The following is a 17,759-nucleotide window of genomic DNA, read 5'->3' as shown; positions in this document are numbered from 1 at the left end:
GTCCGCACGTAAGTAATATCGCCGCACCACTTGGTGTTCGCCTCGGCCGCCGTGAAGTCACGGCCGACGAGGTCAGGTGCAGGAACGGGGCGCTCTCCGGCGACGGTGGTGCGCTTCCACGCCTTCGGGTGGCGGCCTTCCAGGCCTGCGGTTTTCATGAGCCGCCACACCCGCTTGTGCGAGACCCGATGGCCGCCGGCGGCGAGCTCTGCGCGCATACGACGAACGCCAGGGCGGCCGTTGAGACGCTCGTAGAGGCACTCGATCAGCGTGGTCAGTTCGTCGTCCCGCAGGTCTCGAGCTGAGCGGGATTTGCCACGCCATTTGTAATAGCCAGAAGTCGATACGTCGAGTTGAGCACACATGAACGTGACCGGATAGGAATCGGATTCAGCCCAGTCCGCGATAGCCGCGAATTTCACCGCGGGTCTTTCGCGAACCAGGTCGCTACTTTTTTTGCGAACTCCGCCTCCATCCGGGCGTGTTTCACTTCTTCGCGGAGACGCTCGAGTTCCGCCCGCTCGTCCTCATTCAACGGGCGGTCAGACTCGCCGTTTCCCTCGTCTCGGGACTTCTTCACCCATTTCCCCAACGTCATCTCGTGAACGCCGATACTGCGTGCAACCTCGGCGATCGCACGACCATCATCGATAACCAAACTTACCGCGTTGGCCTTGTACTCGGGAGTGAAGCTCCGACGAGTCGATCCCATAATCTGCTCCCTCTATCTCGGGGGAACTCTCCGCTCATCTCCGCGTGTCCACCAGAACGGGAACGGTCCAGGCAGATGGTGGTTCTAGTGGGTGAGGGTGGTGGTGGCTCGGAGGGTGGCGAGGAGGTCGGTGCGTCCGGTTGGGGTGATGCGGGGTGCGATGACGGCGTGGGGTTCGTCGCCCAGGGCGATGAGGTGGGCGTGGTGTTTGTAGGGGTCGTCGGCGTGGATGTCGATGGTGGTGGCTGCGGCGTGGTGTGCGGCGAGGTCGAGTGCTTCGGCGTGGCTGCCGGTGGTGGTCAGGGTGTCCTGGTGGAGGAGTTCGCCGGTGGGTGTGGTCGTGGTGATGGTGACGATGTGCATGGGTCTACCTCTTGTAGGTGGTGCGGCCGCCGGCGCGGAAGGGGCTGGTGTCTGAGTGGTAGGGCTTGCCGTCGTTGTATTCGGCGTCGAGGCGGTCGAGCAGCTCTTCGAAGGCGCGGACGGTGAAGGCGACGGCGCTGGGCAGGTCCTCGTCCTTGTCGAGGGCTTCGCAGGTGCCCCAGATGCGTTCGACCAGGTCGGCTGGCAGGCGCATGTTCCAGTTGCGGTATTCGGGGGCGTCGGCCGGCTGTGGGGTGCTCTCCCCTGCTGCGGCTTGGGCGACGAGGCTGTCGGTGGTCTTGCGCTTGCGGACGGGCGGTGTGGCGGCCATGGGTTCAGGTCCTTTCGGCGGTCAGGGTGGTGAGCAGCTCGTGGAAGCTGTCGCGGACGGTGACGGCGGCGATGTCGCGGAGCTCGTCGAGTCCTTGACCGTTGGCGGCGGCTTCGGCGATGAAGGCGCGGCGTGGGATGTCGTGGGGGTGGACGGTGTAGCCGGATTGGGTGGCCCAGTCGCGGATCTCGGTGGCGACGCGGCCGTGGGTGGCGGTGCGGGTGGTGTCGCGCAGGTTGATGAGGATGTCGGGGTCGGGCAGGGGCCGGCTGGGGCGGAGGTCTTCGTTGATCTCGTCGACGAGTTCGCCGGTGTCGCTGATGCCGTTGAAGGAGTCGTTTTCGGGTTCGGTGACGAGGAGGACCCGGTCGGCTGAGTAGAGGGCGTTGATGGTTCCCAGGGACAGGCCGCGGTCGCAGTCGATGATGACGAGGTCGTAGTTGTCGCGGACGGTGTCGAGGGCTTTGTGTAGGACTTTTCCGGGGGCCACTCCCCCGAGTGCTTGGAGGGCTGCGGCGAGTTTGCCGCGGCCGGAGGGGACGATGTCCAGGCCGGGGCGGCGGGTGGTGTGGGTGGCGCCGGCGAGGGTGACGCCTGGGGTGCGGGCGTAGATGTCGGCGAGGGTGTGTCCGTCGGGGTCGCGGTTTCCGAGGATGCGGAGGGCTACTCCCCCTTGGGCGTCGTGGTCGATGACTAGGACGCGCTTTCCGCCTGCGACGGCGGTGTGGGCGAGCATGAGGGCGGTGGTGGTCTTGCCGACGCCGCCCTTGTGGTTGGCGATCGCGATGACCGTGGTCATGGGTGCTTTCCCTTCGTTATGCGTGCATGGTGCGAGTATATCGGCGCATGGTGCGGGTATGGAGCACGTGTGATGCTTGGGTGTGGGGCGTGTCGTGCGTGCATGATGCGAGGGTGGCCGGCGGTCGGGCGTGGCGCTTAGCGGAGCGGCGCCACGCCCGACCGCTCCGCCGGCCTAGCCGGTGGCCTCCTCGTCCTGGTCTTCGTCGGTGAGGGCGTCGGCGATGAGGTGGACGGCTTCCTGGACTCGGACGGCGGTGGCCTTGACCGTGTCGGCCTGTCCCCCGCTCCAGCTGGCGACGTAGCCGACGCTGTAGTCGCTCGTGTCGAGGTCGTGCAGCCCGGCCACGACGTAGGCGACGGATTCGGCCTCGAGTTCGCGGGTGGCCTGGTCGGGCTCGGTGGTGAGCTTGCCGTCGTCGTCGGTGTGCAAGATCGCGTGCGCGGCCTCGTGGATGGCGGTTTTTGCGGCGTGGGCGTCGGACAGGTCGGCGTCGACGACGATGCGGCGGGTTCCGTCGACGGTGCAGTAGCCGTTGGACTCGCCGGGGATCTGCTCGCGGGTGACGGTCCAGCCCTGGCCGGTCATCCACTGGCTGATGCGCTCGTAGAGGGCGGCGTGGTCGTCGCCCTGGAGCTGGGCGACGGGGGCGGTGGGCTGTTCGACTCCCTCGATGGGGTCGGTCTGGGAGATGTCGAACACGCTGACCACGGGCGGTGGGCACTTGATGGCCTTGCGGGTGGTCTCTCCGGTGGCCTCGTCGGTCTCGGAGACGAGGCGGAACGGCTTGCCGAAGATCCGGATCCCCTTCTCACCTTTGCGGACCTGGCGGCCCTTGGCCTGCCACGCCTTGAATCCGGCGACCTGGGTGGCGTGCGGGCACTGCACCTGGATCAGCAGCGTGTTGTTGAAGCTGTAGCGGTGGAAGCTGCCGAGGAAGTCCAGCCACCGCCGCCACTCGCCGGAGTCGGTGAGGGCGTCGACGGCGGCGGACAGCTCGTCGTGCATCTGCTCGACCTTCTCGGCGCGGGCCGCGCGGGCGGCCTCTTTCTGCTGCGGGGTGTAGGTCTTGCGGGCCATGGCTGGCTCCTTTCGGGTGCGGGGTGAGCGGGTGTTCCCGGCTCTGTCTTCTATTGTACACGCATCATGCGTGCATGGTACGTCTATGGTGCGTTAATGTGCTCTCACCTGCTGCGGGTCCGCCGGGCCCGGCCCGCCGATTGGCGGGCCGGGGACTATGGCTAGAGGTGCAGCTGGTCGGTGCACCCGGTGCAGCGGCTGCCGCTCTGGCCGGAGGTGATGACCTCGGCGCAGTTGGTGCAGCGGCGGGCGGGGTGGACGAACGCGGCGCGGCCGTTCTCGTAGTGCCACAGCACTTCGGTGCCGTCGGGATTGGTCACGAGCCGGATTTCGGCCGCGATAGTGCGGCCCTCGTCCGGGACCTCGAGATCGAAGGTCTCGAGCAGGGTGCCTGGCTTGGTCATGGTGGTCCTTTCGGGTACGGGGTGAGCGGGTGTTCCCGTCTCTGTCTTTTATTGTACACGCGGCATGCGTGTATGGTACGTCTATGGTGCGTTAATGTGCTCTCACCTGCGGGTTTCTGCGGCTGACGCCTCGGCTGTGCCATTCGCGCAGTGTCCCCCTTTCCCTGACACCTGCCGATTTTCGTGCGCAGCGAACGGGAGTCAAGAGAGGGCACCCGGATTGGTCGTGGCCGGCCGGGCGACGGCGAAGCCGGCGCCGACCTTGACCCCGGAAGTGGAGCACGCACAATCGCGGTGGCAGGGAAAGAGGGCCGCCCACCAGTGCCCACCCAGATGCCGGGCCACCGTCGCATGGACGGTAGCCCGGCATCGGGAGGGGTCTTACAGCTCGTCGGTGTCGACGTGGTCGCCGCAGGCGCGGCGCTCGACGGGGGACAGGGCGTAGCCCTGGTCCTCGATGAACCGGAGGTAGGCCACAGTGCGGCGGTCGATGTGTCGCCAGGAGCCCTTGTGGGTGTTGACCTCGTGGGCGATCAGGCACATGGCCAGGCTGGTCATGGTGGCTTTAGCGGTGGTCATCGCCTCGGTGTCCGGGACCGTCAGGTAGGTCTCGCGCTCGCCTCGCAGTCGGTCCGCGGAGAGCAGGTGCGGGCTGGTGGTAATGGTGGCGGCGACGAACGCGGCGCTGTTCTTCGGCGCGGCCTTGCGGGCGCAGAAGGTCTTGAGCCAGTCGCGGCGGACCTGCTCGGCGGCAAGCCACGCCTTGTTTGCGGCGATGACGTCGCGTCGTTCGGCCCGCTTCTGCTCGCGCTCTTCCTCAGTCGGTTCGCCCTGGGACGCGGTGCTCCACGGGGTTTTCCACCCTCGGGCGGCGAGGTCGTCGCAGTACCAGCGGGTCTGGACTACCAGCGCTTCGTGGACCTGGCTCCGGATGATCGCGTCCTCGGGCCGGTCCTCCTCGTCGTCCTCGTAGATCTCGTACGGGTCGACCGGCTCCCCGGTGGCCGTGAGGACGGTGGTGAAGTCGGCATCAAGCCGGACGGCGAGGTGGTCGCCAGGGTTGTCTGGGTCGATGGTGACCTTCTCACCGGTCTCGACGTCGACCAGCCTGTCGACCCACTCGCCCTTGGAGTCGTAGGCGGGCCAGCCTTCGAGGACGGGCACACCCTTGGCCTCCCACTGGGCGCGGGCCTCGGCCAGGGCGGCGGCGATCTGCCGCTGCTGACGCAGGCGAGCGGCCTGGTGCTCGAACTGGCCGGTGGCGGCGGCACGGACGAGGCTGTCGACGGCGCGGTCATCGTCGGCGAACTCGGCAACGACGGCGGCTTGGGTGATGGTCAGGTCGTAGCGGTCGAGAGTGTCGGTGTCGGGCATGGTGGTGGCCGCGTCGACGGTGGAGCGGTCGACGCGCAGGCGCTTGCTGATCTGGGCGGGGGAGACGCCAAAGGCGGCGAGCTGGGCGATGGTCTCGGCCTGCTCGCGGGTGGTGAGGTTCTGTCGCTGCTGGTTCTCGTCCCACTGGGCCGCGATCAGGTCAGTCTTGCCGTCGAGGTCGTCTGCCGGGGCAGAGGTGACGATGACGGGGACCTGGTCGAGTTCGGCAGCCACGGCGGCGAGGGTGCGGCGGTGGCCGTGCTTGACGACCAGGTCGTTGTTGTCGTCGCGGTAGGCGTTGATCGGCTCAAGGAGGCCGTGTTCGCGGACGCTGGCGACCAGGTCGTCGGAGGCTTTGGCGTCGCGGATGTTCGAGACGAGGGTCAGCTCGGAGGGGCTGACGTGGATGAGGTTCATCGTGGTGTCCACGGTGGTCCTTTCGGGTACGGGGTGAGCGGCCTTGTGGCTGCTCTGCTTCTAGCATACACGCGCCATGCGCGTATGGTACGTCTATGGTGCGTTAATGTGCTTTCACCTGCGGTTATGGCGCTGGGGCGTAGACGATGTGGGGGACTCCTTGGTGGGTGTAGTAGCCCTCGGTGTAGGTGCCGGTGTCGGAGGGTTCGTCGTGTCCGATCGCCCACACTTGGGCGGCGAGGTCTGCGGCGTCGAGCTCGCCGTCGGGTGAGTGGTGGGGGGTGACGATTCCGCTTCGGGGGCCGATGGTGACGCGGCGGGCGCGGTGGTCTCCGGCACGGGCGAGGTTGACGGTGTCGCGCATGAGTTCGCGCAGGTTGGTCGAGCGCAGTGGTTCGGCGGTGGTCATGCGGCCAGAGTGGCACGGTTCGTGGGCGTCGGCGGCTTCGGTGGACACCTGGGCGCGGGTGTTGTGGGGGAGGGGTGGGGTGTGAAATGCGCTGGAGGGGGTCGCCAGGCGGGCGACCCCCTCCAGCGGCCGGTTAGGGCATCAGGACGTCGAAGTGGGTGAGGCGGACGCCGTTCTTGCCGTTGCTGGTGAACCGTGCGGAGATCGCGCGGGCGCGGGGGCCGATGGTGAGGACTGCGGCGACGTAGTGCACGGCCATATGCGGCGTGACCTGAACGGTATCGACCCGGGGTTCGATGAGGGTTGCGCGGTCGGTGTCGTTGGTGCGGGTCTGGCGGGCGACTGCGGCGCGGTTGATCGCTGCGGCTCCTGCCTCGGTGGCGATCTGGTCGAGGTTGGTTACGCGGCTGCGCTGGCGGTTGTAGACGGCGACGGCGACGTTGATGGCGCGGTCGATCTCGCGGCGGACGCGAGCGTCGACGGTGACGGGGCGCTCGGCGGGTGCGCCGTGGTTGCGCTCGACCTGCTGGGCGATGTCCTGGTGGGCGGTGGCCTCGATCTGCTCGGTGAGCCAGTCACTGGCCACGAGCGGGGTGACGCCGTAGTGGCGCATCTCGGCGTAGGCGGCGGCGATCCCCTCGGCGCCGGGGACGGTGAACGTGGGCGACGTGAGCATGGTCGCTCCTTTCGGGTGCGGGGTGAGCGGGTGTTCCCGGCTCTGCCTTCTATTGTACACGCATCATGCGTGTATGGTACGTCTATGGTGCGTTAATGTGCTCTCACCTGCGGGTTTTTCGCGCCACCGCCTCGGCTGTGCCGTTCGCGCAGTGTCCCCCTTTCCCTGACACCTGCCGATTTTCGTGTGCAGCGAACGGGGTCAAGAGAGGGCACCCGGACTGCTGCGGGGAATCCGCCCCGAAATAAGCGCAGCGCGGGGCGGATTGGTCGTGGCCGTCCGGGCGACGGCGAAGCCGGCGCCGACCTTGACGCCGGCAGTGGAGCACGAAGAATCGCGGTGGCAGGGAAAGAGGGCCGCCCACCGGTTCGCCCTACAGCCTGGCAGTGCCGGCGTCCACGGCCAGGGATCTACGCCTCGAGAGTCTGCGGGCGGTGTTGCACGCGGGAGCTGGCCCCAGTCGACCCGCGGCGGCCGGGCAGATAGTGCTCTTAGTTGGCGACGGGCAGCGCTTCGGATCGGATGCTGATGCCGATGTTGCGGGCTTTGGCGCCGCTGAGCTGAGGGTGGTTCTGGCCGTGGCTGTCGGTGTAGATGGTGGCGGCCAGGTCGTGTTCGTCGGCGTCGATGATGACGTCGTCGCCGATGGTGAGGCTGGTGTGGGCGTTCTCGGCGAGTTGCTTGCGCAGCTCGACGTCGTAGACGACCTCGCCGGTGAAGGTGCGGGCGGTGGGGTTGTAGGCGCGGTGTCGCACTTTGATGGTAAGCACGCTGCTGCCGGATTTGAGCTGGTTAAGGGTGCCGATTTCGATGACGTTGCCGTCGATGACCATGGCTGGTCCTTTCGAGTGTGGGGTGACTGTTCGTCTGCGACTCAGCTTAGCTGGGCCCGTACCTGGTGGTGATTGTCCTGATGTGTTCAGGCCGGTAGCCGCACCACTGGAGTTCTGGGGTGATGACGACTGGCAGGGCGGTCACCCAGTCCTGCTCGGTGAGTCCCTCGAGTGCGTCCGGGTCTTCGTCGACGTCCACGTACAAGAACGCAACACCAGCTTGATCCAGGAGTTTCTTGGTCCTCATGCACGGCGGACAGGACTCGCGTCCGTAGAGCGTGACGAGCAAGCCGGTCATGGCTGGGACGGCACCCCCAGCGTAGTCGTAGTGCGGCACTCGGACAGTTCAGGAGAGCCCGTGTGCATGGGGCAAGAGTACGACCGCTCGGAGGCAGTGGACGCTGGTGACATCACGGCGGGGGAGCAGATCGAGGGGCGTGGCTAGGCCGGCGCTCTCGCGCTGGCGTCGCGGCGGTCGGGCCCACCGGAGGGGAGTGGCGACCGCGGGGGGCTGCTCGACGGGGAGGGCGAGGATGGGTGCGGCGCCGCGGAGCAGGGTGTGGGCGAGGGCTCTGCCCGCGAGCCTCAGCGTGAGTGAGACGTGCGCGAAGAACGTGGAGCCCGCGGAGAGTCCGCGCGGTCTCTGCGTGACTCTCGGCGTGCCAGCAGGCGCGCTCACCGCAGATGCGGGCGGCCAGCTCCTGGGCCCTCGTCAGCGCACCTGTACGACGGGACGCGGCGTCCAGGTCCAGAGTGGAGGCGGCGGACCAGAGCGTTCCGCGACCGCTGCCCGCCCGGGTAGCGAGCCCGGCGTCCTCGAGCTGCCGGAGGAGGTGGAGGACCCCGTGGGTGGCGTCCCCGGGAGGGAGGCCCAGGAGAGCAGCGAGTTGGCGGGTGGGGGAGGCGGGGTGGCGTAGCAGGGTGAGGAGGGTTCGCCGGCTGGTGTGGCGGAGGAGTCCCCAGAGGGGGTGCTGCAGGGGCACCGCAGGGCTTGTGACGTCATGGTCGGTTTCCCCCCGGTAAGTGGTCGCGGGGACCGCGAGGTCATACCGGGTGGCTTCCCGCGGGGTGGTGGAGCTCCACGGGTGGCTCACGACAAGCAGCCCTCGCTTAACCAGGGCCGCGAGCCTGTCGGACGCTGCGCCGTCGGACAGGTGGAGTGCGAGCTGCAGATCTCGGCGAGCGATCGGCCGGCTCGCCAGTCCGTACCCGTCGCTGAACCGGTCGATGACCACGGCGGCAGCTGCCTGGAGGTCGGCATCACCCCACCAGCGGATCTCCTCGCGTGCTGCGTCGAGGGTGCGGCGGTCTGACTCGGGGATCTCTGGGCGGAATGCTCGCGCACGCTGGGCGATCGAAGCCCAGTGCTGCCGGCAGGCGGACCAGTCAGAAGTCCGGCCGTCCCGGCGGGACACCTCGTCACGTTGACGAAACTTCCCGAAAGCAGCAGTGCGCTGGTACCACCACAGCGCGGCGGTCGCCGAGCGGATGCCGTGACGCCAAAGAACCCACGCGGCGTCCGTGGCGGCCGCGGACCGGTCGCGGCGGGTGTCGTCGTTGAGGATCGCCCAGTCCTCGGGCGTGAACTGTGCGCGCCGGCGCCACGCTCGAGGCGCTTCGGTCACCAGGCGCGTGCCGTCGTCAACCGGCAAGGGCAGGGGAATGGCTGAGGGAGCCGGCTGTCGACGACGCAGCCGCTGTGGCGCGGATCCCCGCGCGTCGCGAGGAAGCGAGGCCTGGACAGCTCGGATTACCGTGCGAACGTCAGTCGCTCTCCCGGTCTCGAGGTCGACGAGCTGCGCGGGACGCCCCTCGGGTTTGAGGCTTACGCTGCCCGGCAGTCGAATGGCCTTGCCCTCACGGTGGTCGATCGCCGCGGCCGGCAGCCGATGGTGCTCACGGATGAGAGCGACACGTCGCAGGAGCTCGTCGCGGCCGTGCCTGGTCGCCGGAATACACCAGAGGTGAAGACAGTCGTCGCGCCCGGAGGCGACCGCGGCGACGACCACGGTCGCAGTATCCGCAGCCGCCTGACGAATCTCGGGGACTACCAGTTCGGCGCACTCGTCGATGTCGAGGGCGACCAGCTCTGGACGTGGCTGGGCGACGATGGCCCATGTTGCGGCTTCAGTGCCGAGGCGAGCGCGGCGCACGAGCTGGTCGGCGTTGCCGCTACCGACCTGGATCGCTTGGTTGTCGCCCTGGGTCGGAGCGAGGGCCCAGGCGCGGACGGTTGAGTCCGCCAGGAGAGCCGCGAGCTCCGCGAGGGCCGCAGTATCGACGACGGTAATGGTGGTTGGAGGGTCTGGCTCAGTCGAGACGAGTTCCGGCGCGGCGGTGCTGGACACGTCCACAGGGTGTGAGCTACCCTCAGAACAGCTTCGCAAGCAGTTCTGCCTTTCAGTTGGGCACCAAAAACCGGTTCGAGCTGGTAACTCTTTCCGGTCACACTCTCAAGATCGCCCTTCGGTTGCCTCCGGGGGGCGATCGCTTTTGTGTGGGTGCGCTATGCAGTTGATCGTGTGCGCGTGTTCTATGCGCTAAGCGATGTCTGCGAGCGGCGGCTCCTCTAATTGGTGGCGTGGGAACAGGGCATCAGCGGGGGTCTCTCGGATCTCGTCAGTCCGGCCGACGTGCGCGGCCAGGACATCTGCGACGTACTGGGATACCGATGTGCCAGCGTCGGCAGCCCGACGCTGAACCTCATCGTGGACGTCGCGCGCGAGACGCGTACCGACGAGTCGTCGATCACCCTTGTGTGGCTGTGCCATGACCGCATTCCTACCGGTATCTGTAACTGTTATGGCGGACGACACGCCGCTGATGGCCATGGCGACACTATAAACCGGTGTCGGCGTTTCTCGCATACCCTGCTTGGGTGCGAATCTTCATTGACACTGACTGCGGCGTTGACGACGCCCTGGCCCTGGCCGTGCTGGTGAGCCGTCCCGAGGTCGAGATCATCGGCGTGACCACGACTTCGGGGAACACCTCAGCCGTGCAAGCGGCGAAGAATGTTGCCGACGTGCTCGCGGTGATGCGACACCATATACCGGTGATTGCCGGTCCTGTGCCGGGTCCCACCTTCACGCCCCGCCTGGTCCACGGCCCTGATGGGCTGGGCGGCCACGGTTCAAGGCCGGATCGACCAGGCGATCCGCACGCCGCGCCCAAGGCGATCCTCGAGTTCTGCGAATCGGCGGGGTCGGAGGATGTCCTGCTCTGTCTAGGTCCGATGACCAATCTAGCTGCGGCAAAGCCGCAATCGAGCCCGCGCATTTTTGCTGTCGGTGGCGCCGGCATCGTCGGAGAGTCGGACCCGGGACGAGATCCCAACTCGGAGGTAGACATTGCCGCGAGTACATGGGTCGTCGAGAATCTCGGCGTGGATTGGGTGACGATCAACGCTGGGGAGCACATATGGCTCAGAGAGTCGGAGTTCGGTTCGACCACGGCCAGCGGGCGCTTTCAGCGGTCGATTCACGAGGCCTACGGGTGGCATTGTGCGCAGCGGGCAGGGCGGCAGGTGTGGTCTCCGTCGGCTTACGACACGATTGCCGCTCTTGCTGCGGTCGGATCTGAGTTGGGGAAATGGGAGTGGGTGACCCCCACCTTCGTCGGCTCCTCAATGTGGGGAACGCCAGGGGGCGATCACCGGATGCTGACGGTTCCAGCCGATGAGTCCTGTGCTGGGGTCGTTCGGTCCGCCGTATCGAAAGCGCTGGCATGAACAGACGCGAGCTGTTCATGGCTCGTCGTCGAGCGCGGCGGGCACTACGCGGCATTCGCTGCGCGCGGCCGTGGACTCGAGAGTCCTTGCTGGGGGAGATCTCTCGACAGCGGGGGAGACCCGTGACAGTCGAGCAGATGGAGGGAGCGCTGAGTACGGAGGCGTGCGGCCTGCTGGTCCAGTTCGATTCTGCGGACCACATCATTCTTGGTGCCGGCACACCGCAGTGGCACCAAGACGCCGTGACGGCCCACGAGATCGCCCACCTGCTCCTGGGACATCGGGGAGACCTCGCCACGCCGGACGCGGCCCACGGAATGGACGCGTACTTTCCGGATCTGGACTTGAGCGAGGTTCACCGCCTGCTTAAACGCGAGAACCACTCTTCGCTAGAGGAGTACGAAGCGGAGTTCCTCGGAACACTCATCCTTGCGCGTATGACCACCGGGATCGAGGTCGAGAGGCAGTTGCGCCAAGCCCAGGAAACGTCTGGTGGGCGGGAGCTATGGCGCGCCTTTGGGGTGGATAACCATGCGTAATCTGCTGCCAGCCTGGCTCGATTTCACGCTACTTGCGATCACCTGGGCGGCGATCTTGTGGCGGGTGTACACGGCACGCAGCGGTGGAGCACCCCGGCGACTAACCGAATCACTGGCCGCGGGGGCTGTGGCCCTGACATTGAAGGTGGGCCCGATCTACGACGTCGTTGAACCGCTCCTTGGGGCAGCGATCCTGCGCGCACTAATTCATGGAGCGTGCCTCGTGGCGGTGGCTGGCGTGATCTTGCTCTGGTTTGCCACGCAGGGCGACGTCAAACACCCACGGCTGGTGCCTGTCCTCTACGCCATTAGCGGCGGGCTGACGGTGCTACTGGTCATCACTGCCGCTGTAGCCCCACGCGCCGGTGACCAAATGGAGTCTGCTCCAAGCGGCTGGGCGTTGTGGTACTTCGCCATCTTCTGTCTTCCCACGTTGGTCGGATTGTTTCTGCTGGTCAAACAGCTCATCGGCTCCTGGGGACTAAGCCGGTCGCGGCTAGTCGGCGCGGTGGTGACGCTGGTCTACGCCTTCCTGGTCATCGACAACTTCACCGTGTTTGTGGCCGTGGGGTTCAGCGCTCTTCGAGATGATCACAGTCTCCTAGACGGCCGCGGTGTACCAAATGGGGTCGTCTTCGCAGTTCTTCTGACAATTGGTGCCGTCATTTCGGCACTGGTGGCCAACCGTGGAGCGGAAGATAGCTGGGTCGATCCGATGACGGCTATGTGGCTGGACCTGAGAACGGCGTGCCCTGAGGTGGCTCTCAGTGATCCGTGGAGTCTGCGCGGCAAGGAGCAGCGCCTCCGAGCCATCGTGGAGAGCGTCGACGCTCTTGCTCATCTGGCGCCCCTGGTGAACGACCGTCATATGCGCGCAGCTCGCAAAGTAAGCGCCGAACCTCTGGCACTGGTCCTCGCACTCGCAATTCAGGACGCGGCGATGCAGCGCGACAGGCGAACAGACCATCTCGGTGACGAGGGTCTGCTTGCCGTCGACGCCGTCGGCCAGGCGGGGGAGCTGTCGGTGCAGTGGCAGCGAGCCAAGCAACTACGACACACGGCGGGACACGGCAGCGAGAAGGGCTTTTCGCGTGGTGTCGACCGGTTTGCCCCGCAGTCGGACTGACCTTGCACCTGCATTCACCAGGTGCCTGAGCAGCTCCAGCTGCTCATGAATATTCTCGTCCCCATCGCTGAGGTAGCGACCGGGGACCTTGAAGAACGCAGCGACAGCCTCGCATTGGGCTTCGGTGAGCACTGTCTTCCCCGCGAGAACGTCTCCCAACAGCTCGGGAGTAACGCCAACCGTCGGTGGCGTGTGCGCAGCAATTTCCTCGACGGTGCGGATCCCGCCAGAGGGGTCACGCCATACACATATGAGTTGCTGAAGTCGGTCCGCTTGCGTCATGCGTCCTCCCCGCGATCACGTTTGGCGTCCGGCATCGCCAGCCATCTACGCAGCGCAGCGCCTTCGTCGAGTTCGGAGTCCGCACGCTCGGCCAGCAGCGGAGCTACTGCGTCAACGACAATATCGCTACCAAGTCCGTGGGTATTCGCGGCCAGTAACTCCGTGATGAACTGACCATATAGCGGGGCCACAGCCTGGGCGAGGTCCTCGATAGCCTCGACCAGGTCGGAATCCTGGGCGCGGTCACTGGAAAGCTGCTGTAACCGGAATGTGGCGGCGGTGAGAGCAGCGACCTCGCCGTGGGAGATCGTGACCCCCGACGGTGCAAACTGCACTTCCGCCGTCTCTCGGGGAGTGGGAGTGCCTCCTCCAAGAGTGCTCGCAGCGCTACCGATCGTCCACTCCAGCGACCGGTCAAGAGCGTCGAGGATCTCGGGGGTTATCACCTCGGTGTCTCCGCGTTCGATTCTCACCATGATGGGCGCCCGCGGGCCGCCCCGGTCCCGGACTTGAATCAGGTTGAGCGAGAGCTCGGCGCGCCTCTTCCGTACCGCGTCGGCAAGTCGAGCTGTCATGTCCACAAGCCTAGGCCGGACACCTGTCAAGTTCGTTGTGGACAGGCCCAAAAGCAGTTAACCGCCCTGCCCGCCCTCACCTGCGGCAGCGATGACCTCGTCCGGGGTGATTCTCAGAGCATCAGCGAGATGGGGAACACTATGCGCCGCCAAGGGGCTGTCTCCACGCTCAATCGCCCCATAATGCGAGGTGGAGAGGCCAGCGCGTCGCGCGGCTTCACCTTGGGTCAAGGCTCGGAGCACACGCCAGTCAGCGAGAGTTCTGCCGGTATCGGGAATGTCGACCAGGTCGGCAACGGTAACGGTGCTCGAGAGCGCCGCACTCAACAGTTCTGCCAACCGGCCCAACATATCCGCCTGAGGGATCTTCCGACCCCGCTCCCAAGCACGGACTGAGCCCGAACTCACCCCCAGTGCATCACCCAGCGCAGCCTGCGAAAGACCCGCACTGCGACGCAAATCGACAAGAACCTCGGGGGAGAAGGCATGGGCTGAGGCCCTTCCCATGTGCACTCCTCCGTCGCCGTCCTGATGTTTCCCCACGACTTTACGGTTGCGTCCTATAGTGACGTTGACATGCGCCCCGGAGGGGTTAGGGTGTCACTATAAAACGGCGACAGGGGTAGGCCATGCACCATTCTCGGACCGCGCTCAGGGGAGCGCTCATCGGAACCACCGCAGCGATTGTCGCGTTCGGAGGCGTCACCCTCGCCCTGGCCGGCACGCAGGCAGGTGTCACCGAGGCTCAGAAGCCAGCGAAGGCGACGACGGCTCAGGCCGGGGTCGTGGAGGGTCAGGCGTCGACCACTCGGGCCACGGCTCGTGCGACACCCGCTCCCGCAACAGCGCGGGCGAAGCCGGTGGCGCAGCAAGCCGGCATTTCCGCCGCCACCGAGGTCAAGAAGGCGAAGAAGGAAGACAATCCCGACCCTCGTCGAGAGCGAGCATCGGAGGCTGCCACCCCGGAGGCTCCCGCGGTCCAGCAGGCGGTCGCGCCCGTGCAGCAGGCCCCAGCTCCGGTGCGTCAGGCGCCCGTGCAGCAGGCCCCAGCTCCGGTGCGTCAGGCACCCGTGCAGCAGGCCCCGGCACCGGTCCGTCAGGCACCCGCTCCAGCGCCAGCTCCGGCGCCCGCTCCTGCGCCGGTCCAGCAGGCCCCGGCCCCCGCACCGGGACTCACGATCGACCTGGGCGGCCGTGGCGCGGTGACGCCCCAGGCCCCCATCGCCCCCAAGCAGCTCCACATCGGCTGACGGTCGACCGACCGCCAGTGCTCACTCACACACCGAAGGAGAACCACCATGGATCCGATCTCGCTCCTCATCGCCGGAATGATCGCTAACACCGCCATCCCGGCCGCGGCCGCGTCTGCGGCACCCGCCGTGGCCGGTGCCGCCGCGGCGGTTGCCACCGCGCCCGCATGGGCAGTTCCCGCAGGAATCGTCGGCACCGGTGTCGCCGCCGGCGGAGGGTCGGCAGCGCTCGGCCTGGGCGGCGCGGTGGCGAGCAACCCCCATGCTGCAACGGGCGTCGAGAACGCGTTCCACGACGGCATGAACAACGCCAAGGACGCGGCCGCCGGGTCGATCAACGGCCTGGCCATCCCGGGCGTCCCGCCGGTCCACTTCAACTGACCGACATCGAGCAGGGGAGAGGGGCTAGTGGTGAGTGCAGACGACGATCAGCCCGAGTGGTTCTCAGGCGTAGAGCCGTCAGATTCTGCTGACGATCGGGAGGAGGCCCGTCATCTGGAGGCAGTCCCCACCGGCCCTTCCTCCACTGACGAGCAATGGTTCGACCTACCCGACCCGATCCCGGCTGCCGACCAGACCACGCCAGGTCGAGCCGACAACCGGGGGCGCGTCAGATTGCTGTTTGTAGGCGTCGTCGCGGCAGTGCTGGTGGTAATCGGCGCCGGCGCCTGGGTGATGTCCTCCCTGCTGTCGGGCCCGGAGACGTCGGCCTCTCCGACGTTGAAGCTGCCACCGACAGCGGCGGCAGACGAGGGCGGTGCGGTGGCCGAGTCGGAGTGTGAGATCTCCGAGTCGGCCACCGCCGTCTCGGGCAACGGCAAAGGCGATCAAAAGTCGGTTGCCGGTGTCGTCCTGGCCTTCCAACACGCCTACTACGTCGCGCGAGATGCCGACGAGATGAAGCCGCTGTTGGCGAAGGACTCCCAGATCACCGATCTTGATGCGCTCCAGGAGGGCATCGACTCCGTTGCCCGGGGGACAACGCACTGTCTTCGGGTCGTCGACGACGGCGACGATGCGGCGTTGGTCGAGCTGATCGAGACCGCACCCGATGGCACAGAAACCACCTACAACCAGCGCGTAAAGACCACTCGCACAGACGGCGAGGTCCAGATCGTGTCGATCGAAGAGCACTCCGAAGGAGCCCGGGAATGAAGTCGAGGAATGCAGCCAGAATCGGCGCTGTGGTCACTGCGTCCTCGTTGGTGGCAGTCATGCAATCCGGGGCGGTTCACGCCCAAAGTACGTCGACCACTACTCCGACCAGCACCACACCCAGCCCGCTGACCTCGACGGTATCCGTACCGTCGTCGGCTGGTGGGACCTCGCAGGTGGAACTTCCCGAAGGCGACGAGTGCCCCTTGGTGCAGCTCGTTGCGGTGAACGGGACGACGGAGTCGTCGAAGAACTCCGAGACCGGCGCAGACACCGGTTGGATGGCCCGGGTGGTCAGTCCCACCGTGCGGGCGGCAAACGCTGACGGCGAGACGCGGATGAGCCGCACGTACGTGCCGTATCCGGCGTCGTTCGGCGGGTTTGTTCCGTCGGAGGACCAGTCGAGCTATGCCGAGAGCGTCACCGTCGGTATCGAGAACGGCAAGAGGCTCATCGAGGAGACGATCGAGCGGTGCCCTGAGACCAAGATCTTCGTCTCGGGCTATAGCCAGGGCGCTCAGGTCGCTTCAGCGATTGCTCGAGACATCGGGGCCGGTTCCGGACCGGTCGATCCGGAGCAGTTCGCCGGGGCGGCGCTGATGAGTGATCCCACCCGCGCGCAGGGGGCGCCGGTGTTCCAGGAGGGCCCGACCCGCACCAGTCCGGGAGTGGTCCCGGGAACTGAGGGAACCGCGGTGTCGTCGATCAGCCTCGGCCAGGGGGTGCCGACCCCTGAGGGGCGCGGGATCTCGCCCAACACCTCAGCCCCGGATTTCGGTGCGGTGGCCGATCGTGTCGCGTCGTTCTGTGTCCTGGGGGATCTGGCCTGCGATACCCCGCCGGATTCGGACCTGTTTCAGGTCGTGGCGAACATCGCCGGGCAGAGCGAGACCGGGGGAGATCCGGTGCAGGCATTGGTGAACGTGGCCCAGGTGACTGGTCAATCGGTGCTGTTCACGGCGGCAGAGACCATCGCGGAGGACGTGGAGTACTCCGAGGGCAGCGGTTTCACGATTGCCCCGGCCAGCCGGGGCAACACGACGCTGTCTCGGATGGCGCGGTATAGCGACCCCACTCAGATCCAGACCCCAACCGATCCGACCGCGATGCTGGTGGAGGCCGGGACCAAGCTCGCCGGCATGGCGCTGGCGGCGTCCATCACCGTGGCCAAGAAGACGCTGACGCCGCAGAACATTGCGCAGATCGCGTTGGCGGGGGCTGCGAATCCAGCAGCCGGAGCGGCGGTGCTGGTCGGCCAGCTCGCAGTGTCCGCGGCGGAGGTCATCACTCCGGCGACGGTGGATTCGGGGCTGCGGCGAGTGGTCGGGGAGATCGAGCACACGGTCACCGACACCACGGGTCTGGTGGAAATGGCCACCGAGACCCAGACCTGGAACGCGATCGACGCACACGGCATGTACGACCGCACCCCGTTCTCGGCGTCGGGTCAGTCCCCGGCCGCGATCACCCAGCAGTGGGCGATCGCGGCGGCCAACGACATCGCGATCTCGCGGGGCCTCGAGCCGGTGAACCAGCAGCCAGGGTCCTCGTCGACTGGTCTGGATCGCAGGGAGCTAGTTCGATCCGGGGCCGGGGAAGACCAGCTGGCGCAGCTCGCAGCATCTGCGCAGACCGCCGACCGCTCGGCCCTGTCCGAGGCCCTGGCCTCTGTGACTGCGTGAGCCGGGCGGCAGACGAAGACAA

Annotated in this window: 24 protein-coding genes; 10 read left to right on the top strand and 14 right to left on the bottom strand. The window is 66.8% G+C overall.

Annotated elements, in window-relative coordinates:
- From CEY15_RS15980 to CEY15_RS15925, 12 genes are all read right to left on the bottom strand, one after another.
- Positions 1-422 (bottom strand): IS3 family transposase (locus CEY15_RS15980; protein ID WP_141244286.1); only part of this gene is annotated, 422 nt, incomplete at its 3' end.
- Positions 419-712, bottom strand: a complete 294-nt coding sequence (locus CEY15_RS15975; RefSeq protein ID WP_095719256.1) for a transposase — start codon at positions 710-712, stop codon at positions 419-421. The genes CEY15_RS15980 and CEY15_RS15975, both read right to left, overlap by 4 nt.
- 84 nt (positions 713-796) lie before the next feature.
- A complete protein-coding gene (locus CEY15_RS15970; RefSeq protein WP_095719255.1) occupies positions 797-1,075 on the bottom strand; it encodes a hypothetical protein in 279 nt (92 codons plus the stop codon).
- 4 nt (positions 1,076-1,079) lie between these two features.
- Positions 1,080-1,406 (bottom strand): hypothetical protein, encoded by a 327-nt coding sequence (locus CEY15_RS15965; RefSeq protein ID WP_095719254.1) that lies wholly within the window; start codon positions 1,404-1,406, stop codon positions 1,080-1,082.
- 4 nt (positions 1,407-1,410) lie between these two features.
- Complete coding sequence (locus CEY15_RS15960; protein WP_067715302.1) at positions 1,411-2,205, bottom strand: ParA family protein; 795 nt, start codon at positions 2,203-2,205, stop codon at positions 1,411-1,413.
- A gap of 174 nt (positions 2,206-2,379) precedes the next feature.
- Positions 2,380-3,285: an ArdC-like ssDNA-binding domain-containing protein gene (locus CEY15_RS15955; RefSeq protein WP_095719253.1), complete on the bottom strand. Its 906-nt coding sequence runs from the start codon at positions 3,283-3,285 to the stop codon at positions 2,380-2,382.
- Positions 3,286-3,446: 161 nt separating this feature from the next.
- On the bottom strand, positions 3,447-3,689 hold the full coding sequence (locus CEY15_RS15950; protein ID WP_069388970.1) for a hypothetical protein: 243 nt from the start codon (positions 3,687-3,689) through the stop codon (positions 3,447-3,449).
- Between the two features lie 381 nt (positions 3,690-4,070).
- Positions 4,071-5,492 (bottom strand): ParB/RepB/Spo0J family partition protein, encoded by a 1,422-nt coding sequence (locus CEY15_RS19030; RefSeq protein WP_095719252.1) that lies wholly within the window; start codon positions 5,490-5,492, stop codon positions 4,071-4,073.
- A 112-nt stretch (positions 5,493-5,604) separates the two neighbouring features.
- On the bottom strand, positions 5,605-5,889 hold the full coding sequence (locus tag CEY15_RS15940) for a hypothetical protein (RefSeq protein ID WP_017838461.1): 285 nt from the start codon (positions 5,887-5,889) through the stop codon (positions 5,605-5,607).
- 133 nt (positions 5,890-6,022) lie between these two features.
- Entirely contained in the window at positions 6,023-6,565 is a 543-nt protein-coding gene (locus CEY15_RS15935) for a hypothetical protein (RefSeq protein ID WP_067715289.1), read from the bottom strand.
- Between the two features lie 491 nt (positions 6,566-7,056).
- A complete protein-coding gene (locus CEY15_RS15930; protein ID WP_095719251.1) occupies positions 7,057-7,398 on the bottom strand; it encodes a hypothetical protein in 342 nt (113 codons plus the stop codon).
- 46 nt (positions 7,399-7,444) lie between these two features.
- Positions 7,445-7,696, bottom strand: a complete 252-nt coding sequence (locus CEY15_RS15925) for a glutaredoxin family protein (RefSeq protein WP_141244285.1) — start codon at positions 7,694-7,696, stop codon at positions 7,445-7,447.
- Between the two features lie 361 nt (positions 7,697-8,057).
- Here CEY15_RS15925 and CEY15_RS18225 point away from each other — a divergent pair, with 361 nt between their 5' ends.
- The 6 genes from CEY15_RS18225 to CEY15_RS15890 all read left to right on the top strand — a co-directional run bounded on the left by CEY15_RS18225 (position 8,058) and on the right by CEY15_RS15890 (position 12,793).
- On the top strand, positions 8,058-8,315 hold the full coding sequence (locus CEY15_RS18225) for a hypothetical protein (protein ID WP_141244284.1): 258 nt from the start codon (positions 8,058-8,060) through the stop codon (positions 8,313-8,315).
- 168 nt (positions 8,316-8,483) lie between these two features.
- Positions 8,484-8,711 (top strand): hypothetical protein, encoded by a 228-nt coding sequence (locus CEY15_RS15915; protein ID WP_069388974.1) that lies wholly within the window; start codon positions 8,484-8,486, stop codon positions 8,709-8,711.
- A 549-nt stretch (positions 8,712-9,260) separates the two neighbouring features.
- Positions 9,261-9,635: a hypothetical protein gene (locus CEY15_RS15910; protein WP_141244283.1), complete on the top strand. Its 375-nt coding sequence runs from the start codon at positions 9,261-9,263 to the stop codon at positions 9,633-9,635.
- Positions 9,636-10,276: 641 nt separating this feature from the next.
- The gene (locus CEY15_RS15900) at positions 10,277-11,128 is read left to right on the top strand and encodes a nucleoside hydrolase (protein ID WP_176475152.1); all 852 of its coding nucleotides are present in this window, start codon (positions 10,277-10,279) and stop codon (positions 11,126-11,128) included.
- Between the two features lie 122 nt (positions 11,129-11,250).
- Positions 11,251-11,667 carry a hypothetical protein gene (locus tag CEY15_RS15895; RefSeq protein WP_067715278.1) on the top strand — a complete coding sequence of 139 codons (417 nt, stop codon included), beginning with the start codon at positions 11,251-11,253 and terminating at the stop codon, positions 11,665-11,667.
- Positions 11,660-12,793, top strand: coding sequence for a hypothetical protein (locus CEY15_RS15890; RefSeq protein WP_141244282.1), 1,134 nt, complete (start codon positions 11,660-11,662; stop codon positions 12,791-12,793). The genes CEY15_RS15895 and CEY15_RS15890 overlap by 8 nt, the downstream gene beginning before the upstream one ends.
- Before the next feature lie 278 nt (positions 12,794-13,071).
- Here the strand turns inward: CEY15_RS15890 and CEY15_RS15885 are convergent, their stop codons facing one another.
- Both CEY15_RS15885 and CEY15_RS19125 read right to left on the bottom strand, forming a co-directional pair.
- Positions 13,072-13,650: a hypothetical protein gene (locus tag CEY15_RS15885; protein ID WP_141244281.1), complete on the bottom strand. Its 579-nt coding sequence runs from the start codon at positions 13,648-13,650 to the stop codon at positions 13,072-13,074.
- Positions 13,651-13,707: 57 nt separating this feature from the next.
- Complete coding sequence (locus tag CEY15_RS19125; protein ID WP_095719244.1) at positions 13,708-14,157, bottom strand: helix-turn-helix domain-containing protein; 450 nt, start codon at positions 14,155-14,157, stop codon at positions 13,708-13,710.
- A gap of 122 nt (positions 14,158-14,279) precedes the next feature.
- On the opposite strand from CEY15_RS19125, the gene CEY15_RS18220 reads away from it, so the two are divergent.
- From CEY15_RS18220 to CEY15_RS15860, 4 genes are all read left to right on the top strand, one after another.
- Entirely contained in the window at positions 14,280-14,900 is a 621-nt protein-coding gene (locus CEY15_RS18220; protein WP_141244280.1) for a hypothetical protein, read from the top strand.
- A gap of 48 nt (positions 14,901-14,948) precedes the next feature.
- Positions 14,949-15,281 (top strand): hypothetical protein, encoded by a 333-nt coding sequence (locus tag CEY15_RS15870; protein ID WP_095719243.1) that lies wholly within the window; start codon positions 14,949-14,951, stop codon positions 15,279-15,281.
- A 30-nt stretch (positions 15,282-15,311) separates the two neighbouring features.
- The gene (locus CEY15_RS15865) at positions 15,312-16,055 is read left to right on the top strand and encodes a hypothetical protein (RefSeq protein ID WP_141244279.1); all 744 of its coding nucleotides are present in this window, start codon (positions 15,312-15,314) and stop codon (positions 16,053-16,055) included.
- Between the two features lie 176 nt (positions 16,056-16,231).
- Positions 16,232-17,737 (top strand): cutinase family protein, encoded by a 1,506-nt coding sequence (locus CEY15_RS15860; protein WP_176475151.1) that lies wholly within the window; start codon positions 16,232-16,234, stop codon positions 17,735-17,737.
- Positions 17,738-17,759: the final 22 nt, after the last annotated feature.

This window comes from Dietzia natronolimnaea (genome assembly GCF_002289575.1).
Taxonomy (GTDB): domain Bacteria; phylum Actinomycetota; class Actinomycetes; order Mycobacteriales; family Mycobacteriaceae; genus Dietzia; species Dietzia natronolimnaea_A.
Note: the sequence above shows the minus strand (reverse complement) of the source record. Positions and strands in the feature narration are given on the sequence as shown.